This window comes from Streptomyces sp. AC1-42W (genome assembly GCF_003248355.1).
Taxonomy (GTDB): Bacteria; Actinomycetota; Actinomycetes; order Streptomycetales; family Streptomycetaceae; genus Streptomyces.
On sequence record NZ_QKWY01000002.1, the window covers coordinates 2667575 to 2692045 of the forward strand.

Consider the following 24471-nt stretch of genomic DNA (forward strand, 5'->3'; position numbering starts at 1 on the left):
CGGTCAGCCGCCCCGGCCCGCGCCGAGGAAGGCGAGCAGGCTGACCGGCTCCGGGCGCGCCCCGCCGGCGGCGGACCGGTGCAGATCCCGCACGGTACGCACCACCGCGCGGGTCACCGCGTCGGTGCCGGCCTTGCGCTCGAACCACTGCCAGTCGCCGTGCGCGTTCATCTCCAGGAACACCGGCTCGCCCCCGGCCCACAGGAAGTCGAACGCCCCGTACCCCACGCCGCTCTCCCCGGCCAGCGCCCGCGCCGCCGCGGCCACCGCCTCCGGAGCGCGTACCTGCCGCACCACCACCTCGTCGGGGCGCTCCCAGACGTCCTCCGGGCGCTCCTTGGCCACCTCGAAGGCGTGCAGCTCGTCGCCGGCGCAGTAGACCCGGTACTCGGTGTCGTGCCCGATGTACTCCTGGAGCAGCACCGGCGTCCCGCGCGGCAGACCCGCACCGCCGGACCCGTCGAGCCGGTCGCGGTCGAGCACGCGGGGCAGGAACCAGTCGAGCCGCCCCGGCTCCGGCTCCACGTAGTGCCGGTCCAGCACCTTCAGCACATAGCGCCGGGCGGGCAGCAGCCCGGCCGCCCGCGCCGGGTCGGTGGTGACCAGCCCGCGCGGGACGCGCACCCCGAGCGCCCGCGCCCGGTCCCGCTGCACCAGCAGCCCCGGATCGTCGGCGCCGATGGCGGCCGGGGACGCGGCGGCGAGCTGCTGGGCCAGCACGCTCCACGCGTCCCGGTACACCAGCCTTCCGCCCGGTGTGCCGGCCGGGGAAGCGGCCCGCGCCGAGAAGTGGCGCAGCCAGGTCACGGTCGGCGTGAACCGGTGCCCGTCCAGGTCGAGGACGCCGTCCGGCCCCCGGACGGCCCGGACCTCCGCCAGGCCGTCCGCGTCGAGCCGGTGCACCGGCACTCCGATCCGGTGCAGCAGCGCGGCCGTCGCGGTCGCCTCCCCGTCGCCCCGTCTGGTCAGCAGCAGGACGGCCCGCCCGGCCGTCGCTTCAGCCATGGGAGCGGGCCAGCAGCGACTCCGCCATCTCCAGGAGCCGGAGCGCCTTGTCGGAGCGCATGCCGGGGTCGGCGGCGCGCAGCCGGGTGAGGAGTTCGAGCCCGATCGCGGCCTGGTCGGCCAGCAGCCCCAGCAGCTCCACGTCGGCCATCTCCCGTACGCCGTTGGCGCCCCGGTCCAGCACCTCCAGGACGCCGACGCACTCGTCCTCGCTGAACAGCGGGGCGGCCATGATGCTGTCGGGGACGTACCCGGTGGAGGCGGCGGCCTCTCCGGAGAAGTGCCGCGACTCGCGCAGGTCGTCGACGAGCATCGACTGCCCGGACGCGGCGACCCAGCCCGCGATGCCGGTCCCGGCCGGGAAGCGGGTGCCGACCAGCTGGCCGTCGCCCTCGCCGGCGACGGCCTCGAAGACCAGGTCGCCGGAGCCGGGATCGATGAGGAAGATCGAGGAGGCCGCCGCCCCGAAGGCATGGCGCGCGACCTCCACGACGGACTGGAGCAGGCGGCGCTCCGTGGGCGTCGCGGCGTCAACAGGGTTCATCTTGGGCACCTCCAAGGCGACCGGCGGTGTTCGCGGCACAGAGGAACAGCACCGTCTTGAGCTGGAACGGCGTGAGCCACGGGTGCTTGCCGAGGATCAGCGCGCACAGGCCCGCGATGTGCGGCGCGGCGAAGCTGTTGCCGGTCGAGCGGATGGTGCCGCCGCCGGGCCACGCCACGGGCACGCGCACCCCGCGCGCGTGGAACTCCACGGGCGGCGCGGGGTTGTAGTAGTACGTCATCGGGTCGTCCTCGTCGTGGCTGGCGACGGAGATCACCGAGGAGAACGACCAGGGATAGCTGGTCACCGGCCGGTTGTGCGCGGAGACGACCAGCACGCAGCGGCGGAAGTAGGCCCGGTCCACCAGCTCGTGGAGCTGCGCGGTCAGGGCCGGACGGGTCGTCGCCAGGCTCAGGTTGATGACGTCGAAGCCCTGCTCGATGGCCCAGGACAGCCCGGAGAGCAGGGCGGGCCCGCTGCCCGTCCTGCCGTCGGTCAGCACCTGTGCGGAGGAGAGCGCGACGCCGGGCGCGACGGACCGGATCACCCCCGCGCAGGCGGTGCCGTGCCCGGCCCGGTCGGTCGGCTCGCACGGCACCATGCTCACCTCGCCGTCCTCGTCCGGGACGGCCGTCACCGCCGGTTCGACCGCCCCGACCAGCGGATGCCCTGCCTCCACCCCGCTGTCCACGACGCACACCCGGACCCCCGAACCGTCCGCCCCGCCCCAGGCCCACTCCGGGCCGACCGAGGCCATCGGGACGGCCGCGAACCCCTGGCGCGCCTGCTCCCGGGTCACACCCCAGGCGGGCATGCCCGGCGTCAGCGCCCTGGGCGGCCGTCTCCAGGGGGGATCGGGATCGGTCATCGCTTCTCCTCCAGTCCGGTCAGCCACGCCCGTACGGTCCGGGCGGGGAGTACGGCCTCCTTGGCCGTCAGCGCGGCGAGCGCCCGCCCGGCCGCCTGCCGGGCGCGCCCCGGTTCGCCGGAGGCGGCCAGCACCCTGGCCGCCTCGAACCACACATCGCCGATGAGACAGGGGTCGTCGGTGCCCTCCAGAGCGGCGGTGGCCAACTCGGCGTCCCCGACCGCCTCCCCGTACGCGCCGCCGCGCGCCCGGACCCGCGCCCGCAGCGCCAGCCGCACGGCCCGCGTCCGGGTCTCCTCGGGCGCCCCGGCGGGCGGTGCGGCGAGCACCGCCGGGTCCGGACCGGCACCGGTCCCGGCGCACAGCCGCTCCCGCGCCGCGTACAGCCGCAGCGTCGCCGCGGTCCGGTGCTGCCCCAGCGCGTCGAGCCCGTCCGCCGCCGCCGTGTAGTGGCCGGCCGCCACCGGATGCGCGCCGGCCAGCGACTCCACGAACCCCGCCGTCTGGTCGGCGGCCAGCACACCGAGGGCCAGTTGGAGGTCGTCGCAGTGCCTGCGGACCAGCGAGATGTCCGCGCGGGCCGCCTCCACCCGGTTGGACAGGGCCAGATGCCGGGCCCGGGTCAGCAGCACCGGCACCAGCAGGTTGCGGTCGCCGTCGAACCGCCGCACCAGGTCCTCGCAGAGCGCGACGGCCTGCGACAGCGGCGTCGGCGACCACTGCGTCAGCTCGCAGATGGAGGCGAGGATGCGATGGCCCTCGTAGGCGTCGCCCAGCCCGCGCGCCCGGTCCAGCGCGTCGCGCATGGCGCTCTCGGCCGCCCCGATCCGGCCCTCGGCGAAACTGCGCAGCGAGGACAGCTGATGCAGCCGGCACCAGCTCAGATCGTCGTCCGGGCCGGGCGCCGCGTACCCGGCACCGGGGGAGTACGGGCCGCCGGCCGGTTCGGGGCCGCCCGAGCGCAGCGCGATCAACTGCCGCAGGATGGCGCAGGTGTCCCGCGCCGGAGCGTCCCGCGCGCACCGCCGCTCCGCCTCCGCGACCGCCGACCGGGCACTGTCCCAGCGGCCCAGCGCGGCGTACGCGTCGGTGATCCGGGCGGCCAGCACCCGGTGCTGCGGGTCGCCGTCCGGGGTGAGGTCGCGGCCCCGCTCCATCAGCGCGACGGCGCCCGGCAGATCGCGGCGGTGCAGGGCCAGATACCCGGCCGCCACCAGGGCGCGGGCGGCGCGCCCGGTCAGCGCGGGCAGCCCGGGGTCGCCCGGATCGGCCTCGGACCGCAGCCGGTACGCGGACTCCAGATGGTGGGCCAGGTCCGGCCCGGAGTTCCGCACGGGCCCGGCGCCCCCCTCCGCCGCCCGCCCCGGTTCGGCGCCTCTCTCTGCATCCCGGCCAGGTCCGGCGCCCACCGCCGCCCGGTCCGGTTCGGCGGTGCCCGGTGCCCGGCTCTCGATCCGGTCCGCGAGCACGGTGTGCCAGTCGGCCCGCCGCGCCTTCGACGTCATCTCGTACACCGTGTCCCGGGCCAGCGCGCGGGTGAACCGGAAGGTGCCGGGCGGCCCGTACGGATGGATCACCGCGGAGTCCAGCAGCCGGCCCAGCGCCTCGTCCAGGACCCGGCCGGCCGGCGCCGGTCCGTCCGCGGCGAGCGCGTGCACGTCCCCGGCGGTGAACGAGCCGCCCGCCACCGCCGCGCGTTCCAGCACGGCCCGGTCGGTGGCCGGCAGCCGGTCCAGCCAGGCGGTCAGCAGGACCCGGATCGAGGTCGGGACGCCCTGGTCCACGGACCGGTGCCCGCCCAGATGCTCCAGCAGCAGTTCCGCGAAGAGCGGATTGCCGTCGCACTCCCGCACGACCCGGTCCAGCGCGTCGGCGGTGGCGACCGCGTCCTGCGCGGCGACCTCCGCCCGGTCAGCGAGGAGTCCCACCAGACGTTCGGTCTCGGCGCGGGGCAGCGGAGCGAGCGGCAGCGCGAGACCGGCGGCGGGCGGCGCCGCCGTGTCCGGGCGGGCCACGCACAGCACCAGCAGCCCGGTGTCCCGGACCGCCCCGGCCAGCTCCGCCACCAGGTCCGCGAGGGTCGGCTGCGCCCACTGGAAGTCCTCGACGACCAGCACCACCGGGGCGTCGCGGACCCGGCCCAGCGCCTCCAGCAGCCGCCGGAACGCCCAGCCGATCTCGTTGACGCTCACCGGGAGCCCGCTCTCGGCGCACAGGTCCAGGGCGACGGCGAGCGCGGTGACCGCCCGGTCCGCGCTCGGCCGCAGCGTCTCCAGCGCGTCCTTCGCCTCGTCCCAGCCGCCGGGCAGCGACCAGACGGCCTCGGCCAGCGGGCGGTGGGCGAGCCCGGTCCCGTACGCCTGGCACGCGGCCCGCAGCACGACGGCCCCCCGCTCCGCGGCGTGCCCGGCCAGGAACTCCCGTACCAGGCGGGACTTCCCGACGCCCGGCGCACCGGTGACCGTGACGACCCGGCCGCGGCGCTCCCGGCCGGCCGCCCGGAACTCGCGGGCCAGGACGCCCAGTTCGGCGTCCCGGCCGATCAGCGGCACCAGGTCCTGGCGGTTCGCGCCGTCCAGGAGCGCGAGGACCCGCCGGGCGGGGACCGGTTCGCGCTTGCCCTTGACCCGCAGCGGGGCCACGGCCTCCATCCGGACGCGGGCGCCGACCAGCCGGGCCGTCTCGTCGCTCACCAGGATCTCGTGCGGCGCGGCATGCGACTGGAGCCGGGCCGCGGTGTGCACGACATCGCCGACCACCCGCGCCGCGCCGCCCAGCACGCCCGCCACCACGGCCTCGCCCGAGGCGATCCCGCAGTGGGTGTCCAGGCGCGCCCCGGCGGCGGACCCGCCGACCCCCGTCCCGATGGCCGTCACCGCCTCCCGTACGGCGCACGCCGCCCGGACCGCGTGCAGGGCGTCGTCCTCGTGCGTGACGAACGCCCCGAACACCGCCATGACGGCGTCGCCGATGAACTTCTCGACCACACCGCCGTGTTCGGCCACGGCGGTGGTGCACGCCGTGTAGTACCGGTCCATCGTGCGCCGCAGCGCCTCCGGGTCCAGCGTCTCGGCGAGCACGGTGGAGCCGACGAGGTCGATGAACAGTGCCGTGACGATTCTGCGGCTGTCCGACGACGGTGTTCCCGAGACGAGCGGGGTGCCGCACACCGGGCAGAACCGGGCCCCGTCCGGCACCGCGGCACGACAGGAGCCGCACCGCACCGCGCCGTTCACAGGAGCTTGAGGTCCTGTCCCTCCACCTCACCGGAGACCGCTTCCAGCCGCTCCTTCACGGAGTTGAGGACCTGGACCTCCTGCTCGCTGAGCGCGGAGAGCACCGAACGCTGCTCCACCGCCAGCAGGTCCACCGGATGCCCGGCCTCACGAAGGGCGTGCAGAGCGTCGAAGGTCATGGCTACCGGTACCTCGTTCCCGTAGTGCGGCCAGTCGATGGTCACGCCGATCGAGCGTTCCGCGACCGCCGCGCCCGCGAGCGCGCCGACGGCCTCGGGAGCCTCCTGCCCCTTCCGCTCACCGGCGGGCAGCGGCGGCCAGCTTCCCTGGACGAGAACGCCCTGGGCGTACAGTCGCGCAATCATTTCCGTACGGTTGGAGGCGCCGGTTCTTCGTAACATGTTGCATAAGTGTGCCGCCACCGTGTGCGGGCTGATGCAGAGCGCTTCGGCGATATCCCGGTTCGAGGAGCCGGCGGCCACGAGCGAAGCGATAAGAATCTCATGCCTGGTCAAACCCTCTACCCCTCATTTCAATGAACGAAGCGCGGGCCGGCAGACGAGTTCCGCACTCCCGGAGGTCAGAGTAGCGGGGGGTCATGTTCCGGACAAGAACGCCTTGAGCGGAACCACAGAGCCACCGGATTCATAGTCGATCGAGGGATATGAAGTCGGGTGGCGCCGGAGCAGCCTTGCGGTTGCACCAGCCCGTGACCCTCTCCCCGAAGGAGTGACCCATGTCGCAAGCACCCCTGGACGCGCTGCGCAGTGCCGGTACCCAGGTCGACCTGCTGTCGGACTCCGAGCGCGAGGTCTTCAACGGCCTCAGCCCGGACGAGGTCGCGGTCCTCGGTTCGATCCAGGCCCGGCTCAACGCCGTGTCGGGTGCGGTCGAGGGCCAGAGCCAGGTGATCGACGCCAACCAGGTCAACGTCCTCTGCTGATTCCAGCCGCGGCGGGTCCGGCGGCCGATGCCGCCGGACCCGCCGCGCCATCGCACCGGACCGCCGTGCGCCCGGACATCCAGTGGGAGCGTGATGATGGACCAAGTCAGCAGATACCTGGTGCTGAGCGACCGCGCGTACGCCGACACCGGCGGCGTCCCGGTCCGGCTCGCCTACAGCACCCGCACCGCGAGCACGCTCGCGGTCGACCTGCCCACCGCGCGGGCACTGGAGGCCGGTGACGCCGCCGCGCTCACCCCCGCCTGGACCGGCGTACTGCGCGCGGCCCAGCTGCTCGTCCCGGCCGGCGAGGACGAGCTGACCGCCGTACTCGACCGCAACCGGCAGGCCTCCGCCGAACGCTCGGCCGTGCACATCGCGCTGCTGCCGACCTCGTACTGCAACATGGGCTGCGCCTACTGCGGCCAGGAGCACACCCGGGGCGGGCTGTCCCACACCCACCGCAGCCGGGTCCGCGACCGGGTGCTGCGCGCCGTGACCGCACCGGAGACCCGCGGCGCCCGCATCGACTGGTTCGGCGCCGAACCGATGATGGGCTACGCGGTCATCCGCGACCTGGCCCCGCGGTTCGTGGCCGCCGCCGCCGAACGCGAGGTCGCCTACTCCTCGGTGATCGTCACCAACGGCTCCCTCCTGACCACCAGGAAAATCACCACGCTCATCCGTTCCTGTGGTATCACCCATTTCGAGATCACGATCGACGGACCGCCGGACATACACAATGAACACCGGCCCCTGAAAAGCGGTCGCGGATCATTCTGGAACATCGTGCGCGCGGTGCGTTCCGTGCTCGATGAACCGGATCTCGGCCCCACCCATTTCACTTTCCGGACGAATGTCGACGTGCACAACCAGGACGCCCTGCCGCGTTATATCGAGATGATGGCGGAGCAGGGATTCAGCCATCCCCGTGTCTCCTTCTCGATCCATCCCGTGCACTCGTGGGGAAACGACGTATCGGCGATCGAGGTGTCCAAGCAGACCTTCGCCGAACGCGAGGCGGGGTGGCTCCGGCTGCTCACCGAGCACGGGCTGCACACCCAGCTGCTGCCGGCCACCGTGCACAAGGTCCTCTGCCCCGCCACGACCCGCTCGTCCGAGATCATCAGCAGCACCGGCAGCATCTTCTCGTGCAGCGAGTACCCCCTCGTCCCCGAGGCCGAGCGCACCCTCGCCCTGACACACATCGACCGGGCCGGCACCGAACCCCTGCGGCCGCTCGGCCCCTTCGACGGCTGGAACGACGAGATCGCCGCGGGCACCACCTGGTGCAAGGGCTGCGTCTTCATGCCCACCTGCGGCGGCTCCTGCCCCAAAGCATGGCAGGAGGGCCATCCGCCCTGCCCCTCCTACAAGTACAACGTCCAGGACCGGTTCGACCTCGTCGCCGCCGAATGCGGACTGCGCGTGGCCGGTGAGCCCGCCGGAGCCCGGTGATGGCGGCCGGAACCGGCCCGGACACCCCGCGCCGGCTGCTCATCGGGGTCTGCGGCTCCGGCAACGTGCTCGCGGTGCCGCAGTACCTCATGGCGCTGCGCACCGGCCTCGGACCCGGCGTCGAGATCCGCATGATCATGACCCGGTCCGCCGCCGCGATCATCCCGCCCTCCACCATGCGGCTGCTGTGCCGCACCGTCTACTGCGACGGCGAGGACGAACTGACGGCCGGTCATGTCGCCCCGGCCGTCTGGGCGGAACGCTTCGTCGTACTGCCCGCCACCGCCAACATGCTCGGCCAGGCCGCCAACGGACTCGCCTCCGGACTGCTCAGCTCCGCCCTGCTCGCCCATGAGCGCCCCGTGGTGTTCTTCCCGAGCATGAACAGCCTGATGTGGGAGCGCCCCGCCGTCCGCCGCAACGTCGACCGGCTGCGCGCGGACGGCCACGCGGTCATCGACCCGGTACCCGCACCCGCCTGGCAGATCGCCGCGGGCGAGGTGCGCAAGAACCTCGGGCTGCCCCCGTCCAGCACCGTGGCCACGGTGATCGGCGAGTTCCTGGCCATGCCGGTCGACCCGCTCGGCGGCTGAGCACCCCACCAGCAGAAGGAGAAGACGTGGCAGCAGCCGGACAGCGACTCCGTACGGCACTGACGGGCGGACCCATGTCGGTGCGCGGCTTCCGGCTGCTGCTCGCCGGCCAGCTCTCCTCCACGGTCGGCGACTACTGCTACGCCGTCGCGCTGCCCTGGCTCATCCTCTCCGGCGACGGCGGCCCGGTCCTGCTCGGCACCGTCCTCGCCTGCTACGGCATCCCCCGCGTCGTCACCATTCCGCTGGGCGGTGTGGTGGCCGACCGGATCGGCGGCCGGCGGGTCATGCTGATGACCGACCTGGTCCGGGCCGCCGCCGTCGGCACCCTCGCCGTCCTCGCCTCCACCGGAACCCCGACTCTCGCCCAACTCGCCCCGATCGCGGTCATTCTGGGCGCCTGCTCCGGCATGTTCATCCCCGCCTCGTACACCCTCCTGCCGGCCCTGCTGCGCAAGGAGGACCTCGGCCGGGGCAACGCCCTGTCGACCATGGTCAACCAGGTCGGCGGCCTCCTCGGACCCACCGCGGGCGGCGCCCTGGTGGCCGCCTTCGACGCGGGCCCGGCGCTCACGGTCGACGCCGCGTCCTTCCTCGTGTCGGCGCTGGTCCTCTCCCGGATACGCACCGGCGCGGACGCGGCGGCGGACGGCGCCGCACCGGGCGGGGCCGCATTGGGCGAAGCCCCCGCCCCCCGCACGACCTTCACCGAACTCCTGCGCCACGGACGGCTGCTGCACGTCGTCCTGGTCGTCGCCCTGGTCTGCAACCTGGCCTTCAGCGGCACCATCGAGGTGGCCCTGCCCGAACTCGCCCACCAGGACATGGGCGTCACCGGCTACGGCGTCCTGCTGACCTGCCTGAGCCTGGGCGGCCTGGCCGGCTCCCTGGTCGCCGCCCGCAGCCGCCCCGTACGCTCGCCCGCCTACCTCTTCGCCGTACTCGCCGTCGTCATGGGCATCGCCCTCAGCGCCGTACCGTACGCCGGGGGCCTGGCCGGGGCCGCGATCTGCGTCTGCGTCTACGCGCTGGCCAGCGGCTGGCAGAACATCGTCGTCGTCACGATGCTCCAGGTCTGGGCCCCGCCCGCGCTCATCGGCCGGGTCATGAGCCTGGTCATGCTGGCCGTCATGGGCACCTTCCCCGTCTCCGTCGCGGTGGCCGGCTTCGGGGTGCGCCACCTGGGCGCGGCCCCCTTCTTCCCGGTGGCGGGCGGCGCCATCGCCCTGACCGTCGTGGGCGCCCTCACCCAGCGCGTCTTCCGCGACCACCGCGCCGACACCGAGTACACCCCGCCCGACCTCGTACCGGCCGGCACCCCGGCCGGGCCCGCACCCGGCGTACCGGCCGCCCGCTCCGCGCGACCGCGGCGGGACGACAGTCAGGAGTCACAGCGATGAGCGTGTTCGTCCCGCTGGGCATGCCGCGGTTCGAGGGCGAACCGGACCGGGGCCCGCGGCCGGGCCGGGGCACCGGCGACACCGCGTACCTGCTGATCAACCCGCCGGTGACCGACCCCACGACCGCCTACCACTCGATCCCGTACCTGGTGGGCGCCGCCAGGGCGGCCGGCCACACCGAGTACGCCTGCGTGGACGCCAACCTCGACGCCTTCACCTACCTCGCCGACCCCGCGCGCTTCGGCGCCGCGCTCGACGCCGCCCGCGCCCTGCGCGCCGAGATCGGCGCCAGGGCCGCCGCCCCGCGCCGCCACGACGAGATCCGCTACCGGCAGACACTGGCCGCCGAGGGCCTGACCGCCACATCGGCGCGCGACGCGATCGCCGTCTTCCAGGACGCCGAGCACTTCTACCACCCCCCGACCTACGCCCAGGCGGTCGCGGTCATGAGCCGCTGGTGGCAGCTGCTCGCCCTGGACATGCCGCCCGGCACCGCGGACGGCTTCTCCATGCGGGTGAAGGCCGCCGTCAACCTGTGCAGTACGAAGGACCTGTCCGACCCGGCGGTCCCGGCGGCCGTCGCCCGCCCCTTCGAGGGCTACTTCACCGACGAGTTCGTCCCCAAGCTGCGCGAACGCCCCTGGGCCGTGGTCGGCCTCTCCGTCAACTACACCAGCCAGCTGCCCGTCGCGCTGCGCATGGCCCGGCTCATCCGCACCGTCCTCCCGGACACGGTGATCGTCTTCGGCGGCACGGAAGTCGGCGACGTCGTGAAGTACGCGCCCGAGCCCGCGGCCGCCTGGCGGGTCTTCCAGGACGCCGACCTGATCGTCCCCGGCGAGGGCGAGACCGCCCTCATCGGCATCCTCGACGCCGTCGGCAACGGAGCGACCAGGAACGGCGACGCCTTCGAGGGCATCGGCGGGGTCATGACCCGCGACCGGCCCGACCCGGACATCGCCTACGGCAGTGTGGCGACGCTCGCCTCCCCGGCGTACGACGTCTGGCAATGGGACCGCTACTGGGCACCCGAACCGGTGCTCCTCTACAGCCCGACCCGCGGCTGCTACTGGAACAAGTGCACCTTCTGCGACTACGGCCTGAACACCGACCGGCCGACCTCGCCCTCGCGCGAACGCCCCGTCGCCGCCGTCCTGGAGGACCTGCGCGAGGCCAGCAGCTACGCCAGGACCGTGTACTTCGCGGTGGACGCCATGTCGCCCCGCTATCTGCGCACCCTCGCCGCCGCTCTCGCCGAATCCTCCCTGGACCTGCGCTGGTCCGCCGAACTGCGCCTGGAGCGGACCTTCCCCAAGCGCTCCGCCGGCGAAGTCCTGGCCGCCTCCGGCTGCGTGGCGGTCTCCTTCGGCTACGAGTCCGGCGCCCAGCGGGTCCTCGACCTCATCGACAAGGGCGTGAAGATCGAGGTGGTGCCCGACGTCCTCGCGGAACTGGCGCGCAACGGCATCGCCGCCCAGATGATGGGCTTCACCGGCTTCCCCACCGAGACCGCCGAAGAGGCCCTGGAGACGTACGAGTTCCTCCAGCGGCACGAGAAGCTGTGGACGACCTCCGGCATCGGCGTGTTCGCGCTGACCCCCGGCTCCATGGTCGCCAAGAACCCCGACCGCTTCGGCATCGACGTCCTGCCGACCTCCGCATCCGACGACATCCGGCGCTATCTGCCCTGGCGCGACCGCCGCACCGGAGAGGCGCACTGGCCGGTCGCCACCGACCCCCGCATCCCGCGCGAGTACTACGCCGGCAACCGCAGGACCGACTTCGACCGGCCCTTCCTCGGCGGCATCGACTCCGCGCACACCCTGCTGTACTTCGCCCGCTACGGCCGGGACCTGCTGCCCGGAACCCCCGAGGGCGCCGGCCACAAGGAGGAACCCCGCGTCCGCCTCGTCGAGGAGCCCGTCGTCACCGTGCCGTTCGCCTCCGTCGAGGGGCTGACCGGCATCGACGACCTGATGGCCCAGGTCGTCCGGCGCAGCCGGCAGGACCTGGACACCACATCCGCCGGCTACGGGGAATGGCTCGACGGGACCGGATCGGCCCGCCCCGGCTCCTGCGGGGTCCTCGTCCTCACCCACGGCGAACTGGTCGAGGTGCCCGCCGGGGTGGACTTCACCACCGACAACGCGATGACCCGCGCGCTGCGCCTGATGCTGGCCACGCGGGCCCGCGCCTGAGACCGTCCGGGGCGGCCGGGCGGGCCGATTGAGACGCGGCAGGTCTCGAATCCGGGGAAACTCGGTATTGGACCGGCTCGGCCACCGGGTGCGAGGGTCGAGCCGGAGCCCTGTCCACCGCCCGCCGCCCCGGAAGGTCCTGCCGTGCCCGACGCCCGCGATGTCGTGATCTGCGAACCCCTGCGCACCCCCATCGGCCGCTTCGGCGGGGTGTTCGCCGGGGAACGGCCGGCCGCCCTGGCCGCCCGCGTCATCGCCGAGGTCGTCGCCCGCACCGGCATCGACCCCGACCGGGTGGACGAGGTGATCCTCGGCCACTCCTACCCCTCCGCGGAGGCCCCCGCCATCGGCCGGGTCGCCGCCCTGGACGCCGGGCTGCCCCAGACGGTCACCGGCCTGCAGACCGACCGCCGCTGCGGCTCCGGCCTCCAGGCCGTCCTGGACGCGGCCATGCAGATCGCGACCGGGTTCAGTGAGGTCGTCGTCGCGGGCGGCGTGGACGTGATGAGCGCGGCCCCCTACTACACGCACGACGGACGCTGGGGCATCAAGGGCCCCGGCCTCCAGCTCCACGACGCGCTCGCCCGCGGCCGGGTCACCGCGGGCGGCCTCGACCACCCCGTCCCCGGCGGCATGATCGAGACCGCCGAGAACCTGCGCCGCGCGTACGGCATCAGCCGCGAGGACCAGGACGCGCTGGCCCTGCGCTCCCAGCGGCGGGCGGGCCGCGCCGCCACCGAGGGCCGGTACGGGAAGGAGATCGTCCCCGTCACCGTGCGGACGCGCAAGGGCGAGACCGTCGTCACCGCCGACGAGCACCCCCGCCCCGACACCACCGCCGAACAGCTCGCCGCGCTCCGCCCGGTCCTGCTGAAGTCCGACCCGGAGGCCACCGTCACCGCGGGCAACGCCAGCGGCCAGAACGACGCGGCGGCCGCCTGCCTGGTGACCGGCGCCGCCACCGCCGAACGCCTCGGCCTCACCCCGCTCGTCCGGCTGGTCTCCTTCGCCCGCGCCGGAGTGCCCGCCGCCACCATGGGCCTGGGCCCCGTCCCCGCCACCCACGCCGCCCTCGGCCGCGCCGGGCTCACCCTCGGCGACCTCGACCTGATCGAGCTGAACGAGGCGTTCGCCGCCCAGGTCCTGGCCTGCACCCGCGAACTCGGCCTCGGCGAGAAGGACCACGAGCAGCGGATCAACGTGAACGGCTCCGGCGTCTCGCTGGGCCACCCGGTCGGCGCCACCGGCGCCCGCATCCTCGCCACCCTCACCCGCGAACTGCACCGCCGCGAGGCCCGCTACGCCCTGGAGACGATGTGCATCGGCGGCGGCCAGGGCCTAGCGGCCGTCTTCGAACGCATCGCCCCCTGACGACCCGGCCGACCGCCACCGCTCCACGGCCGCCGGCCGGCGGGTCCGGGCGCCGCTGCCGGTCCGGGCGCCGCTGCCGGTCCGGGCGCCGCTACTCGTCCGGGGTGCCCGTGATCGCCGTGACCGCCATCCGCACCGCCCGCTCGGACACCGCCCGGTAGTCGTCGCCCGACTCGATCGCCGTCGTGGCGGCGTTCACGATGCCCTGGAGCAGCACCGCCGTGCGGCGGGGATCGTCCTCGCCCAGCTCCGTGAGCGCGCCGATCAGCGGGGTGAGCAGTTCCGCGTGCACCCGGCCCGCGCTCTCCCGTACCAGCTTCGCGTCCCGCACCCCGGCCGGCGCGCGGGCGATCCGGTGCTCCCCGCTCCGCACCAGCTCCAGCTGCGCCGACACATAGGCGGCGATCCGCTCGCGCGGGGTGTGCGCCGCCGCCATACCGGACCGGATCGCGTCCGTCCAGCGGGGCAGCGCGTCCTCGACCACGGCGGCCAGGAGCTCGGGCCGGCCCGGAAAGTACTTGTACACGCTGTTGCGCGCCAGGCCCGTGGCCCGTGCCACGGAGGCGAAGGTGACCGCCTCCGCGTCGCCCTCCTCCAGCAGCGCGCGCGCCGCCCGCACCAGGGCCAGCCGCTGCTGGGCGTGGTGCTCGGCGACCGTGGCGGCGCTGATGCGGGGCACCCGCCCAGTCTAGGAGCCCCGCCCGGAGACCCGACCCCCACTTGGGGACGGTGCGTCGCCATCATCTATGTTGGCGACGCACTGTCCCCAAGTGGGGGTCGGTCGGTCTGAACCTCTCCATGAAGGAAACCGCCGTGTTCCTCGCTCTGCTGGAGCTGCGGGCCGCCCGAGGGCGCTTCGCGCTCATGGGGTCCGTCGTGGTGCTCGTCGCCGCGCTCGTCGGCATCGTCTCCGGTTTCACCACCGGCCTCGGCGACGACACCGTCTCCGCCCTGCGCGCCCTGCCCGCCTCCCACCTGGCCTTCTCGTCCGACGCCCGGTCCGACCAGTTCGCCCGCAGCCTTCTCGGCCCGAAGACGGCCACCGCCCTGCGCGAGGACGCGGGCACCGACGTCACCCCCCTCGGCGTCTCCATCACCCGGGGCACCACCGACCGGGGCGCCGAGGTGGACCTCGCCGCCTTCGGCGTCGAGCCGGACGGCTTCCTCAGCCCCGCCGTCACCGGCGGCAGCCCGCTCACCACCACCGACCCCGGCACCGTCGTCGTCTCCGCCGCGCTCGTGGACGAGGGCGTGGCCGTGGGCGACACCCTCGTCATCGACCGCCTCGGCGTCGAACTGCGCGTCGTCGGCACCACCGGCCGCCTCAGCTACGGCCATGTGCCCGCCGCCTACGTCCCCCTGACGACCTGGCAGCGCATCCGCTTCGCCACCCCCGGCGCGCCCGCCGCCACCGAGGTCCCCGACCGGTTCGGCGCGCTGGCCCTGCGCTCGGCGCCGGACACCCCGGTGGCCGAACTGGACGCACGCCACTCCACCACCACGCTCACCAAGGAGGAGGCGTACGAGGCGGCCCCCGGCTACACCGGCGAACGCGTCACGATGAACTCGATCCAGGTCTTCCTCTACCTGATCGCCCCGCTCGTCGTCGGCGCCTTCTTCGCCGTGTGGACCGTGCAGCGCGGCCCCGAGCTGGCTCTGCTCCGCGCCCTCGGCGCCTCCCGCAGACGGCTCCTGGCCCACACCGTCGCGCAGGCCGCCCTGGTCGTCGTGGCCGGTACCGCGGTCGGCGCCCTGCTCGCGGCGGCGGTCGGCCTGCTCGTGGGGGAGCAGGTGCCCTTCAGCCTGCCCGCCACCACCCTCCTCACCACCATGTGCACCGTCGCGGCCGTGGGCCTCGCCGGCACCGCGCTGACCCTGCGCCGGGTCACCTCCGCCGACCCGCTGATCATGCTGGGAGCCAACCGATGAACGCCCCGACACCCCGGCCGCTCGAACTGGACGGCGTCACCGTCTCGTTCGGGCGCGGCGAGACCCGCACCACCGTCTTCGACGGACTCGGCCTCACCTTCGAACCCGGCGTGATGACCGCCCTCGTCGGCCCGTCCGGCTCCGGCAAGTCCTCGCTGCTGGCCGTGGCGGGCGCCCTGCTGCGGCCCGAGGCCGGCCGGGTCCTGCTCGGCGACGAGGACCTCGCGGCCCTCACCGACGCCGGGCGCGCCCGGGTCCGCCGCGAGCACATCGGCTACATGTTCCAGAGCGGCAACCTGCTCTCCGCGCTGCCCGCCGTCGAACAGCTCCTGGCCGCCGCGTACATCGGCGGGCACAGCCCCCGCGCCCACCGGGCCCGCGCCGAGGAGGCGCTGCGCGCGGTCGGCCTGGGCCACCGGCTGCGCCACCGCCCCGAACAGCTGTCCGGCGGCGAGCGCCGGCGCATCGCCCTGGCCCGCGCGCTCTTCCTGTCGCCCCGGCTGCTGCTCGTGGACGAGCCGACCGCGGCCGTGGACCGCTCCCAGGCGGGCGAACTGGCCGCGCTGCTGGCCGACCGCACCCGCGAGGACCGGTGCGTCACCGTCGTCGCCACGCACGACCCGGTGGTGGCGGAGGCGGCCGGCCGGGTGGTGGACATGGCCGCGCTGACCGGGTAGCGCCGGGGCTCGGACCTGCCGGTCGCACGGCGCGTGCATGCGAAAGGTCCGGCCGGACAGCGGGAGGCTGTCCGGCCGGACCTCGGCGTGCTCCGGAGGGTCAGGTCACTTCTTCGCGGCGCGGGCGCGGCCCATCATCAGACCGCCACCGAGGACCATCGCGGCGGCGGCGCCACCGGCGAGGCCCAGGTTCTCATTGGCACCGGTGTCCGCCATCTGCGGCGGCTTGTGGTGGTGGCTCGGCGGGCAGTCGTCGTCGTGGTGGTGCACCGGGGGAGTCGGCGTGGTCGGCGGCTCCGGCGGGGTCGGCGGGTTGTGGTGGTGACTGGGCGGGCAGTCGTCGTCGTGGTGGTGGGCCGGCGGCGTCGGCGGCGTCGGAGGCTTCGGGGGCTCCGGCGGGTTGTGGTGGTGGCTCGGCGGGCAGTCGTCGTCGTGGTGGTGCACCGGCGGCGTCGGCGGCTTGGGGGGCTCCGGCGTGGTGCAGTCGCAGTCGTGGTCGTGGTGACCCTTCGGCGGCTTGTGGTGCGGCGGCTTGTGGTGCGGCGGGTTGTCGATGGGCGTCGGCGGCTCCTCGACGGGCGGGGTGACGTCGTCGCCCCCACCGTTCTCGCACTCGTTGCCGGCGGCCGGGTTCAGCAGCCCGACCACGTTGACGCTGTTGCCGCAGACGTTGACGGGGATGTCGACGGGGGCCTGGACCACGTTGCCCGACAGGACACCGGGGGAGTTGGCCGCGACGCCGGTGGCGCCGGCGCCCTGGGCGTCGCCGGAGCCGGAGCCGCCCTCGTTCTCGCACTCGTTGCCGAAGGCCGGGTTCAGCAGCCCGATCACGTTGACCGTGTTGCCGCAGACGTTGACGGGCACGTGCACCGGAACCTGCACGACGTTGCCCGAAGCGACGCCGGGCGAACCGACGGCGGCGCCGTCTGCCGTGGCATCGGCGAAGGCGTAGCCGCCCGAGGCGGTCAGGATGCCTGACGCCGCCGCCATGACGAGCATGCTTTTACTCAAGGCTTTTCGCATTGGTGCCCTTCCTTGGGACATTTCTCGCGGACGCACGGCCCGCAGTTCGTTCATCAGGCGGTGCCGCGGCTGTCGGGCCTGCCCGGTGTATCGGGTGAGCCTCCCGCCGAGCGGGCTCGACGACAGCCATAACGACGTCCGCGTGCGTGAGAAACGTGAATCCGGTGAATTTCCTGTGATCGCGCGGCGAGGCTACGAGTGAACGTTTCCTCTCTCGATTTCCGTCAGTATGTCTCGATCACTTTCGTACGGACGTCCGTGTCTCCCCGGCATTCGGGTGAATAGTGATAACCAAACGCCGGGCGGCAAGTTGGTCAGGGCGCTCCGGTTCGGGGCATCCAGTACGAGAAGGGTTCATCGTGATCAAGAAGGTCCTGGCTACGGGTGCTGTCGCCGCCTCCATCCTCGGGCTCGGCGCCACGCAGGCGATGGCCATCGGCAACGACGGCGGTACGACCACGGTCAACGGCAACGGCGCCACCGAGGTGCTCGGCAACGCCGAGACGTACGGCGACGGCAGCCCGCAGTTCGACCTGGTCCAGGGCTCCCTGAACAAGGCGTGCGTCGGTCTGCCGCTCAAGGCGAACCTGGGTTCGCTGATCGGCCTCGTCCCGATCACGGTCCAGGACGTCAACGTCCTGTCCAACCCGCAGAACCAGCAGTGCACCGAGAACTCCACCCAGGCCAAGGGCGACGAGCCGCTGTCGCACATCCTGGACGGCATCCCGGTCCTCTCGGGCAACGGCGCCGGCAACAGCTGATCCGGCCGTCTTCGGGCCCGGCTCGTCGGCGTTCCTCCTCCGACGGTCCGGGCCCGTTGCTGCCCGCACTGCGTCAATCGGGCGGTACTGATGAAATGTTCCTCTTGGGCAGTTTCGTCCACCGCTCCGCATCGTTATGAATGACAGCGGCGGGGTCACGAGCGATCAGGTCCGCGCTCGTGCGGCACGAAAGCCGTGGCCGCTACGGACTCCGCCGAGGAAAGGGTTTGAAGTGAAGTACACCAAGATCGCCGCCGTCGCCGCCGGTACCCTCATGGCCGTCGGTGCCGCCACCCCGGCCTTCGCCGACGCGGGCGCCGAGGGCGCCGCAGTCGGTTCCCCGGGCGTCATCTCGGGCAACAACATCCAGGTGCCGATCCACATCCCGATCAACCTGTGCGGCAACACCATCGACGTCATCGGCGTGCTGAACCCGGCCTTCGGCAACACCTGCGTCAACGCCTGATCAGGGCGCGTCGAATTTCTTCGGCGCGGAATGCCCCGGACCGCTCGAACCGCGGTCCGGGGCATTCCTGTTGAAGAAAGCGGGGTTCCCCCAGTTGCCCCGGCGCCGTCGCGTCGTTAGGCAAGGGGAAAGCGGCGGAAGTCACGGCCACGGAAGGTTCGTGCGGCGCGGGGACGCGACCGGAAATTCCGCCGCAGCAGAAGGGAACCCGAAAGTGAAGTACGCGAAGTCCGCCGCGCTCGTCGCCGGTTCCGTGATCGCGCTCGGCACGGCAGCCCCCGCCTTCGCCGTCGTCGCCACGCCCACGGCCCCCAGCTTCAGCCTCGACGGCGGCGTCAACCAGGTGATCGCGGCCGCCCCGCAGGTGGTCGACCCCGTCGTCGGTGCCGTCAACTCCGTCAGCGACACCACCGACCGCCTCCACGAGGACGGCACCGTGGCCAAGGTCGCCGGTCAGACCACCGGAGCGGTGCAGGACGCGGCACCCCTCCTCGGCGGCCTGCCGGCCGGCCGCTGACCCGAGCCGACGACGCGTGCGTCCGTTCGACCGCGCGCGAATTCCGGCCGTGTACGCACCTTTCGGGTGATGTGCCAGAACCATTCCCGCGCCGCCGAGTTGATCAGTGCGCTCGGCACCGGCGGGCAACCAGAGAAGAACCAGAAGGGCAGTTTCATGATCAAGAAGATGATGGCCTCGGCGGCCGTCGCCGCATCGATCGTCGGCGTCTCCGCCGCGGTCGCCCCGTCGGCCATGGCCATCGGCAACGACCAGGGCACCACCACCCTGAACGGCAACGGTGCCGTGCAGTCGTACGGCAACTCCGCCACCCACGGCGACTGGAGCCCGCAGTTCGCGCTCATCCAGGGCTCGCTCAACAAGCCCTGCATCGCCCTGCCGGCCAAGGTCAACGCCGGTTCGCTGCTCGGCGTCGTGCCGATCTCGGTCCAGGACATCAACGTCCTGTCCTCGCCGCAGAACCAGCAGTGCACCGAGAACTCCACCCAGACCAAGGGTGACGAGGCGCTGTCGCACATCCTGGACGACATCCCGATCCTCTCGGGCAACGGCGTCGCCAACGACTGACGGGCGTCGACACAGCCTTTCCCGCACGGCCCAGTGGTCGCCCGAACGGGCACCCCGCTGGGCCGTGTGCCGTAGTGGGGGTGGCCGGTTCCCGCCGTAGCGGGTAGGGCCCCCGCATGGACCAGCAGCACAGCCGGCATCCGTCCGGCACCACCCCGATCTACGACCGGCTCCTTGCCGAATGGCAGGCCGCCCGCACCGCGCCGGTCCCGGCGCCGCACGCCCCCTCCGGCCCGCTCCGCGCGGCCGGACTCGTGCCGGCGGCCCGGACCCCCGACCGGCCGGGCGACCGGGGATGACACCGGTCGATCGAACTCATGCGGGATCGAACCCATTTGGGTGGATCAGCGGAACCGAAACGTCCGCACGGGGTTGATCAGTACGTTCCAGAACGGAACGCTCCGAAAGGTGAAGCGTGATGAAGAAGATGATGGCCGGCGCGGCAGTGGCCGTGTCCCTGGTCGGGCTTTCGGCCGTCGCGGCCCCCTCGGCCATGGCGATCGGCAATGACGGTGGCACCACCACCCTCAACGGCAACGGTGCCGCCAGCGCCGTCGGCAACGCCGCGACCCACGGCGACGGCAGCCCGCAGGCCCAGCTCGTCCAGGGCTCGCTCAACGACCTGTGCCTGGGTGTTCCGGTCAAGGTGAACGCGGGCTCGCTCGTGGGCGTGCTCGTGCCGATCACGGCCCAGGACATCAACGTCCTGTCCTCGCCGCAGAACCAGCAGTGCGCGGACAACTCCACCCAGGCCAAGGGTGACGAGGCTCTGTCGCACCTGGTCAACGGCATCCCGGTGCTCTCCGGGAACGGCGTCGGCAACAACTGACTCCGTACGCCCGCGGCGGGCGGCCCGGCCTCCGGGTGGTCCGTCGCGCGTCGTCCGTCCTGTGCGACGTGTGCGTAACGCATGACCGAGGCCCACCACCCCGTCCGGGTGGTGGGCCTCAGCCATGGGCCGGGTCAGCGCAGGCCACGCACCGGAAGCACACAGTGCGCCGAGGTCGCGATGACGTCCGGGTCACCGGCGAAGGCCCGCAGCTCCGCCTCGCCCACCGGGAGCCCGGGAGCGCCCTGCGGCCACGGGCGGGTGGCGAACATCGCGTGCACCTCGCCCATGCCGTTGGCCGCGGCCAGCCATTCCGGCCGGACCGGGTACTGCGCGGTGAAGTGCGGCAGGGTCAGCACGGCCTGGCCGGCCTGGACGAGGAGCTTCACGGAGAGCCCCGGCGTCTCGTCGGCGCGTACCGAGGGGCCGCCGACGGTCAGCCCGGCGCGCTGCAGCGCGATGCGCATGGCGTGCTCGCCGACCACCGGCCCCTCCGCGCCGTCGCCCAGCGAATAGGCGAGAAGGAAGGCGGCGTCGCGCCCGCTCTGCTGGTACTCGCCGTTCCAGCCGATCAGGATGAGAGAGCCCAACTGGGCCGGGGTGAACGAGCCGGAGGCTGTCTGGGGGGAGGTCATGTGCCGCACCCTAACCGTCCGCGACCGGTCCAACTCCATGCGTATCACCCGATCGAGGGACGACTGTTGACGATCCGGTCCGCGCGGAATAATGCGTTGAGCCGCCGGAGCCCATGGGGCTATGGTGTGCGACGAGACGGACGGCCGACCGGCCGCCGGCAGAGCACACGGACGAATGCGGAGGTGAGGACATTGACGACGGTCATCGCGGTGGGCGCTGCCCACAAGTCGCAGTTCCTCGTTCCCACCTCCGTGGCCACCGGCTGACTCTCCGAAGACCTCCGCGCCGACGCGCGCACCGCCGGGGCCACCCTGTGAAGGGTTTCCCTTGTCTCTCCCGTCTTCCTCCTCTTCCTTCTCCACCTCCCTCTCCACCGCTTCCCACCCCCTCACCGCCTACGGCTGGGACGACGACTGGGCGGACGCGTTCGCCCCGTACGCCGCCCAGGGCCTGGTGCCCGGCCGGGTGCTGCGGGTGGACCGCGGGCGCTGCGACCTGATCACGCCCGAGGGCACGGTCCTGGCGGACACCGCCTTCGTCGTGCCCCGCGACCCGATGCGGATCATCTGCACCGGCGACTGGGCCGCGGTCGACGCCGAGGGCGACCCGCGCTTCGTGCGGGCGCTGCTGCCGCGCCGCACCGCGTTCGTCCGCTCCACCTCGTCCAAGCGCTCCGAGGGCCAGGTGCTCGCCACCAATATCGACCACATCGCCATCTGCGTCTCGCTGGCCGTGGAACTGGACCTGGGCCGGGTCGAACGCTTCCTGGCCCTCGCCCTGTCCAGCTCGGGCGGGGACGCCCTCCTCGGCGCGGCCGCCGGGGCGGGGGAGCGGACCGCCGAACCCCTCGTCGTCCTCACCAAGGCCGACCTGGTCCCCGACGCGGTCACCCTCTCCCATCTCGTCCAGGACATCGAGCGCATCGCGCCCGGCGTCCAGGTGCTGCCCGTCAGCTCCGCCGGCGGCGAGGGCATCGACGTGTTCTCGGCGATCGTCTCCGGCGGCACGAGTGTGCTCCTCGGTACCTCCGGGGCCGGCAAGTCCACCCTCGCCAACACGCTGCTCGGCCAGGACGTGATGACCGTCCAAGCCGCCCGCGACGTGGACGGCAAGGGCCGGCACACCACCACCACCCGCAACCTGCTCGTCCTGCCCACGGGCGGGGTCCTCATCGACACCCCCGGACTGCGCGGGGTCGGCCTCTGGGACGCCGAGGTCGGGGTCGGCCAGGTCTTCTCGGAGATCGAGGACCTGGCCGCGGAGTGCCGCTTCCACGACTGCGCCCACGAGGCGGAGCCGGGCTGCGCCGTGCGGGCCGCGATCGAGGACGGCGTCCTGCCCGAGCGCCGCTTCGACAGCTACCGCAAGCTGCTGCGCGAGAACCAGCGCATCGTCGCCAAGACCGACGCCCGCGTCCGCGCCGAGATCCGCAAGGACTGGAAGCGCAAGGGCGCCGAGGGCCGGGCCGCGATGGACGCCAAGCGCGGCCGCCTCCGCTAGCCGCACCCCCTGGTCGACGTCCGAAAACCGCGAGTGACGTCGCGGCGCCGGGCGCACACTGGACAGTGTGATGGACGAGACGACCAGGTACGAGGCGGTGAGCAGCCGCGACGCCCGTTTCGACGGCGAGTTCTTCTTCGCCGTCGAAACGACCGGCATCTACTGCCGGCCGAGCTGCCCCGCCGTCACCCCGAAGCGGCGGAACGTCCGCTTCTACCCGACGGCGGCGGCCGCCCAGAGCCACGGCTTCCGGGCGTGCCGCCGCTGCCGCCCGGACGCCGTGCCCGGCTCCGCCGAGTGGAACGTGCGGGCCGATGTGGTCGGACGCGCCATGCGGATGATCGGCGACGGCGTGGTGGACCGGGAGGGCGTCCCCGGGCTCGCCCACCGGCTCGGCTACAGCCCCCGCCAGGTGCAGCGCCAGCTCAACGCCGAACTGGGCGCCGGACCCGTCGCCCTGGCCCGCGCCCAGCGCGCCCACACCGCCCGCGTGCTCCTCCAGACCACCGCCCTGCCCGTCACCGAGATCGCATTCGCGGCCGGTTTCCACAGCATCCGGCAATTCAACGACACCGTCCGCCGGATCTACGCCCGCACCCCCAGCGCCCTGCGCGCCGAGGCCGGGACGGGGCTCGGCACTCCGGTCCGCGCCTCCCGCACCACCGGCATCCCGCTCCGGCTCGCCCACCGGGGCCCCTACGCGGCCCGCGACGTCTTCGACCTGCTCGCCGCCGGTACGGTCGCCCGCGTCGAGGAGGTCACCGGCGAGCCCGGCCGCCGCACCCACCGGCGCACGCTGCGCCTGCCGTACGGGACCGGCGTCGCCGCCGTGGACGAGCGGTCCGCCGGGAACTGGCTGGACGCCCGCATCCACCTCACCGATCTGCGCGACCTCACCACGGCGGTGCAGCGGCTGCGCCGGCTGTTCGACCTGGACGCCGACCCGTATGCCGTGGACGAGCTGCTGGCCGCCGACCCGGCGCTCGCCCCGGACGTGGCGGCCCGGCCGGGCGTCCGCTCGCCGGGCACCGCCGACGCGGAGGAGTTCGCCGTACGGGCGCTGGTGGGCGACGCTGCGGCCGGGGAGCTGGTCGAGGCGTACGGCAAGGTGCTGGACCTGCCGCACGGCGGACTCACCCACCTCTTCCCGGAACCGGCCGTGCTCGCCGAAGCATCCGCCGACCCGGCCCTGCGGGCGCTGACGGCGGCCCTGGCGGACGGCACCGTACGGCTGGACGCCGGCGCCGACCGGGACGAGGCCGAGCAGGCACTCCTCCGGCTGCCCGGCATCACCCCCGCCACCGCCGCGCTGATCCGCATGCGCGGCCTCGGCGACCCCGATGTGGACCCGTACGGCCTCCGGGGCGCCTCCCGCTGGCGCCCCTGGCGCTCGTACGGTGTGCGCCGGACCCGGCCGGCGGATGCTCAGCCCCAGACCAGCGCGCCCAGCCAGGCGCCCGCCACCAGCAGGCAGGCGAACAGCTCGACCAGCACCGAGTAGCCGGTCGCCCGCATCACCGAGCGCACCGACGCCCAGCCCGCGCCCCGGCTGCCGAGCCGCAGCCGCTCCGCCCCGTAGATCACCCCGACGTATCCGGCGACGGCCCCGACCACGGGCACGACGAAGAAACCGGCGATCGCGCCGAGGCCGCCCAGCAGCAGCGTCCGGCGCGGTGCGCCCGACTCACGCGGCCGGCGCGGCGGCAGCAGCGGCTTCAGCGCCTGGTTCAGCAGCAGCAGCGCCGTGGCCCCGATCAGGACGCCCCAGGCCACCGGCGTCATGTCGGTGAGCGCCCACCACAGGATGGCGGCCCAGACGATCGCCTGCCCCGGCACACCCGGCACCAGGACACCGATCAGGCCGAGCAGCATCACCAGACCGACGGCGACGAGCTGCCACACACTCATCTGACCAGCGTGCCGGAGTCCGCCGCCTCCCGCCCGTCCAGC

The 24471-nt window shown here is 73.5% G+C and carries 25 protein-coding genes and 1 pseudogene; 16 read left to right on the forward strand and 10 right to left on the reverse strand.

Features of this window, described 5'->3' with window-relative positions; translation table 11 throughout:
- Nucleotides 1-3 precede the first annotated feature (3 nt).
- The 6 genes and pseudogenes from DNK56_RS29920 to DNK56_RS36865 form a co-directional block, all read right to left on the reverse strand.
- Nucleotides 4-1005 (reverse strand): hypothetical protein, encoded by a 1002-nt coding sequence (locus tag DNK56_RS29920; RefSeq protein ID WP_111338898.1) that lies wholly within the window; start codon nucleotides 1003-1005, stop codon nucleotides 4-6.
- Complete coding sequence (locus DNK56_RS29925; protein WP_111338899.1) at nucleotides 998-1549, reverse strand: GAF domain-containing protein; 552 nt, start codon at nucleotides 1547-1549, stop codon at nucleotides 998-1000. The genes DNK56_RS29920 and DNK56_RS29925 overlap by 8 nt, the downstream gene beginning before the upstream one ends.
- Entirely contained in the window at nucleotides 1536-2417 is an 882-nt protein-coding gene (locus DNK56_RS29930; RefSeq protein ID WP_111338900.1) for a S8 family serine peptidase, read from the reverse strand. The genes DNK56_RS29925 and DNK56_RS29930 overlap by 14 nt, the downstream gene beginning before the upstream one ends.
- Complete coding sequence (locus DNK56_RS29935; protein WP_111338901.1) at nucleotides 2414-5653, reverse strand: adenylate/guanylate cyclase domain-containing protein; 3240 nt, start codon at nucleotides 5651-5653, stop codon at nucleotides 2414-2416. Before DNK56_RS29935 ends, DNK56_RS29930 begins: the two co-directional genes overlap by 4 nt.
- On the reverse strand, nucleotides 5650-6018 hold the full coding sequence (locus DNK56_RS29940) for an aroma-sacti cluster domain-containing protein (RefSeq protein WP_241990129.1): 369 nt from the start codon (nucleotides 6016-6018) through the stop codon (nucleotides 5650-5652). Before DNK56_RS29940 ends, DNK56_RS29935 begins: the two co-directional genes overlap by 4 nt.
- 6 nt (nucleotides 6019-6024) lie before the next feature.
- Nucleotides 6025-6168, reverse strand: a pseudogene (locus tag DNK56_RS36865) (helix-turn-helix domain-containing protein); the annotation flags it as partial.
- Between the two features lie 221 nt (nucleotides 6169-6389).
- Here DNK56_RS36865 and DNK56_RS29945 point away from each other — a divergent pair.
- The 6 genes from DNK56_RS29945 to DNK56_RS29970 all read left to right on the forward strand — a co-directional run bounded on the left by DNK56_RS29945 (nucleotide 6390) and on the right by DNK56_RS29970 (nucleotide 13616).
- Nucleotides 6390-6596, forward strand: a complete 207-nt coding sequence (locus DNK56_RS29945) for an aroma-sacti cluster domain-containing protein (protein ID WP_111338902.1) — start codon at nucleotides 6390-6392, stop codon at nucleotides 6594-6596.
- A 96-nt stretch (nucleotides 6597-6692) separates the two neighbouring features.
- Nucleotides 6693-8054 (forward strand): radical SAM protein, encoded by a 1362-nt coding sequence (locus DNK56_RS29950; protein ID WP_111339671.1) that lies wholly within the window; start codon nucleotides 6693-6695, stop codon nucleotides 8052-8054.
- Complete coding sequence (locus DNK56_RS29955) at nucleotides 8054-8647, forward strand: flavoprotein (RefSeq protein ID WP_111338903.1); 594 nt, start codon at nucleotides 8054-8056, stop codon at nucleotides 8645-8647. Before DNK56_RS29950 ends, DNK56_RS29955 begins: the two co-directional genes overlap by 1 nt.
- A gap of 26 nt (nucleotides 8648-8673) precedes the next feature.
- Nucleotides 8674-10047 carry an MFS transporter gene (locus DNK56_RS29960; protein ID WP_241990130.1) on the forward strand — a complete coding sequence of 458 codons (1374 nt, stop codon included), beginning with the start codon at nucleotides 8674-8676 and terminating at the stop codon, nucleotides 10045-10047.
- Complete coding sequence (locus DNK56_RS29965) at nucleotides 10044-12245, forward strand: B12-binding domain-containing radical SAM protein (RefSeq protein ID WP_111338905.1); 2202 nt, start codon at nucleotides 10044-10046, stop codon at nucleotides 12243-12245. The genes DNK56_RS29960 and DNK56_RS29965 overlap by 4 nt, the downstream gene beginning before the upstream one ends.
- Nucleotides 12246-12389: 144 nt before the next feature.
- Nucleotides 12390-13616, forward strand: a complete 1227-nt coding sequence (locus DNK56_RS29970; RefSeq protein ID WP_111338906.1) for an acetyl-CoA C-acetyltransferase — start codon at nucleotides 12390-12392, stop codon at nucleotides 13614-13616.
- A gap of 91 nt (nucleotides 13617-13707) precedes the next feature.
- On the opposite strand, the gene DNK56_RS29975 is transcribed toward DNK56_RS29970, so the two are convergent.
- Nucleotides 13708-14295, reverse strand: coding sequence for a TetR/AcrR family transcriptional regulator (locus tag DNK56_RS29975; RefSeq protein WP_111338907.1), 588 nt, complete (start codon nucleotides 14293-14295; stop codon nucleotides 13708-13710).
- Between the two features lie 134 nt (nucleotides 14296-14429).
- On the opposite strand from DNK56_RS29975, the gene DNK56_RS29980 reads away from it, so the two are divergent.
- Nucleotides 14430-15545: an FtsX-like permease family protein gene (locus DNK56_RS29980; RefSeq protein WP_111338908.1), complete on the forward strand. Its 1116-nt coding sequence runs from the start codon at nucleotides 14430-14432 to the stop codon at nucleotides 15543-15545.
- On the forward strand, nucleotides 15542-16222 hold the full coding sequence (locus DNK56_RS29985; RefSeq protein WP_111338909.1) for an ABC transporter ATP-binding protein: 681 nt from the start codon (nucleotides 15542-15544) through the stop codon (nucleotides 16220-16222). Before DNK56_RS29980 ends, DNK56_RS29985 begins: the two co-directional genes overlap by 4 nt.
- 105 nt (nucleotides 16223-16327) lie before the next feature.
- Here the strand turns inward: DNK56_RS29985 and DNK56_RS29990 are convergent, their stop codons facing one another.
- Nucleotides 16328-17221, reverse strand: a complete 894-nt coding sequence (locus DNK56_RS29990) for a chaplin (RefSeq protein WP_111338910.1) — start codon at nucleotides 17219-17221, stop codon at nucleotides 16328-16330.
- Nucleotides 17222-17604: 383 nt separating this feature from the next.
- On the opposite strand from DNK56_RS29990, the gene DNK56_RS29995 reads away from it, so the two are divergent.
- The 6 genes from DNK56_RS29995 to DNK56_RS30020 all read left to right on the forward strand — a co-directional run bounded on the left by DNK56_RS29995 (nucleotide 17605) and on the right by DNK56_RS30020 (nucleotide 20385).
- Nucleotides 17605-18006: a rodlin gene (locus tag DNK56_RS29995; RefSeq protein WP_111338911.1), complete on the forward strand. Its 402-nt coding sequence runs from the start codon at nucleotides 17605-17607 to the stop codon at nucleotides 18004-18006.
- Nucleotides 18007-18238: 232 nt separating this feature from the next.
- Nucleotides 18239-18472 (forward strand): chaplin, encoded by a 234-nt coding sequence (locus tag DNK56_RS30000; protein ID WP_111338912.1) that lies wholly within the window; start codon nucleotides 18239-18241, stop codon nucleotides 18470-18472.
- 214 nt (nucleotides 18473-18686) lie between these two features.
- Nucleotides 18687-18989, forward strand: a complete 303-nt coding sequence (locus DNK56_RS30005) for a hypothetical protein (protein ID WP_111338913.1) — start codon at nucleotides 18687-18689, stop codon at nucleotides 18987-18989.
- 156 nt (nucleotides 18990-19145) lie between these two features.
- A complete protein-coding gene (locus DNK56_RS30010; protein WP_111339672.1) occupies nucleotides 19146-19556 on the forward strand; it encodes a rodlin in 411 nt (136 codons plus the stop codon).
- A 116-nt stretch (nucleotides 19557-19672) separates the two neighbouring features.
- Nucleotides 19673-19855: a hypothetical protein gene (locus tag DNK56_RS30015; RefSeq protein ID WP_111338914.1), complete on the forward strand. Its 183-nt coding sequence runs from the start codon at nucleotides 19673-19675 to the stop codon at nucleotides 19853-19855.
- 119 nt (nucleotides 19856-19974) lie between these two features.
- Entirely contained in the window at nucleotides 19975-20385 is a 411-nt protein-coding gene (locus DNK56_RS30020; RefSeq protein ID WP_111338915.1) for a rodlin, read from the forward strand.
- Between the two features lie 134 nt (nucleotides 20386-20519).
- Here the strand turns inward: DNK56_RS30020 and DNK56_RS30025 are convergent, their stop codons facing one another.
- Complete coding sequence (locus DNK56_RS30025; RefSeq protein WP_111338916.1) at nucleotides 20520-21020, reverse strand: DUF5949 family protein; 501 nt, start codon at nucleotides 21018-21020, stop codon at nucleotides 20520-20522.
- A 328-nt stretch (nucleotides 21021-21348) separates the two neighbouring features.
- Between DNK56_RS30025 and rsgA the strand changes: the two genes are divergently transcribed.
- Together rsgA and DNK56_RS30035 are read left to right on the forward strand one after the other, a co-directional pair.
- Complete coding sequence (gene rsgA, locus DNK56_RS30030; RefSeq protein WP_111338917.1) at nucleotides 21349-22521, forward strand: ribosome small subunit-dependent GTPase A; 1173 nt, start codon at nucleotides 21349-21351, stop codon at nucleotides 22519-22521.
- Between the two features lie 70 nt (nucleotides 22522-22591).
- On the forward strand, nucleotides 22592-24022 hold the full coding sequence (locus DNK56_RS30035; RefSeq protein ID WP_111338918.1) for a DNA-3-methyladenine glycosylase 2 family protein: 1431 nt from the start codon (nucleotides 22592-22594) through the stop codon (nucleotides 24020-24022).
- Here the strand turns inward: DNK56_RS30035 and DNK56_RS30040 are convergent.
- Nucleotides 23947-24429: a DUF456 domain-containing protein gene (locus DNK56_RS30040; RefSeq protein ID WP_199563578.1), complete on the reverse strand. Its 483-nt coding sequence runs from the start codon at nucleotides 24427-24429 to the stop codon at nucleotides 23947-23949. The genes DNK56_RS30035 and DNK56_RS30040 overlap by 76 nt on opposite strands.
- Nucleotides 24430-24471: the final 42 nt, after the last annotated feature.

What these genes read in the sequence shown, in the direction of transcription:
- DNK56_RS30025 (WP_111338916.1), bottom strand. Translation starts at nt 21,020, where the DNA reads ATGACCTCCCCCCAGACAGCCTCCGGCTCGTTCACCCCGGCCCAGTTG.
- DNK56_RS30010 (WP_111339672.1), top strand. Translation starts at nt 19,146, where the DNA reads ATGATCAAGAAGATGATGGCCTCGGCGGCCGTCGCCGCATCGATCGTC.
- DNK56_RS30020 (WP_111338915.1), top strand. Translation starts at nt 19,975, where the DNA reads ATGAAGAAGATGATGGCCGGCGCGGCAGTGGCCGTGTCCCTGGTCGGG.
- DNK56_RS29955 (WP_111338903.1), top strand. Translation starts at nt 8,054, where the DNA reads ATGGCGGCCGGAACCGGCCCGGACACCCCGCGCCGGCTGCTCATCGGG.
- DNK56_RS29940 (WP_241990129.1), bottom strand. Translation starts at nt 6,018, where the DNA reads ATGATTGCGCGACTGTACGCCCAGGGCGTTCTCGTCCAGGGAAGCTGG.
- DNK56_RS29990 (WP_111338910.1), bottom strand. Translation starts at nt 17,221, where the DNA reads ATGCTCGTCATGGCGGCGGCGTCAGGCATCCTGACCGCCTCGGGCGGC.
- DNK56_RS30035 (WP_111338918.1), top strand. Translation starts at nt 22,592, where the DNA reads ATGGACGAGACGACCAGGTACGAGGCGGTGAGCAGCCGCGACGCCCGT.
- DNK56_RS29985 (WP_111338909.1), top strand. Translation starts at nt 15,542, where the DNA reads ATGAACGCCCCGACACCCCGGCCGCTCGAACTGGACGGCGTCACCGTC.
- DNK56_RS29950 (WP_111339671.1), top strand. Translation starts at nt 6,693, where the DNA reads ATGGACCAAGTCAGCAGATACCTGGTGCTGAGCGACCGCGCGTACGCC.
- DNK56_RS29945 (WP_111338902.1), top strand. Translation starts at nt 6,390, where the DNA reads ATGTCGCAAGCACCCCTGGACGCGCTGCGCAGTGCCGGTACCCAGGTC.
- DNK56_RS29930 (WP_111338900.1), bottom strand. Translation starts at nt 2,417, where the DNA reads ATGACCGATCCCGATCCCCCCTGGAGACGGCCGCCCAGGGCGCTGACG.
- DNK56_RS30040 (WP_199563578.1), bottom strand. Translation starts at nt 24,429, where the DNA reads ATGAGTGTGTGGCAGCTCGTCGCCGTCGGTCTGGTGATGCTGCTCGGC.
- DNK56_RS30015 (WP_111338914.1), top strand. Translation starts at nt 19,673, where the DNA reads ATGGACCAGCAGCACAGCCGGCATCCGTCCGGCACCACCCCGATCTAC.
- DNK56_RS29965 (WP_111338905.1), top strand. Translation starts at nt 10,044, where the DNA reads ATGAGCGTGTTCGTCCCGCTGGGCATGCCGCGGTTCGAGGGCGAACCG.
- DNK56_RS29920 (WP_111338898.1), bottom strand. Translation starts at nt 1,005, where the DNA reads ATGGCTGAAGCGACGGCCGGGCGGGCCGTCCTGCTGCTGACCAGACGG.
- DNK56_RS29925 (WP_111338899.1), bottom strand. Translation starts at nt 1,549, where the DNA reads ATGAACCCTGTTGACGCCGCGACGCCCACGGAGCGCCGCCTGCTCCAG.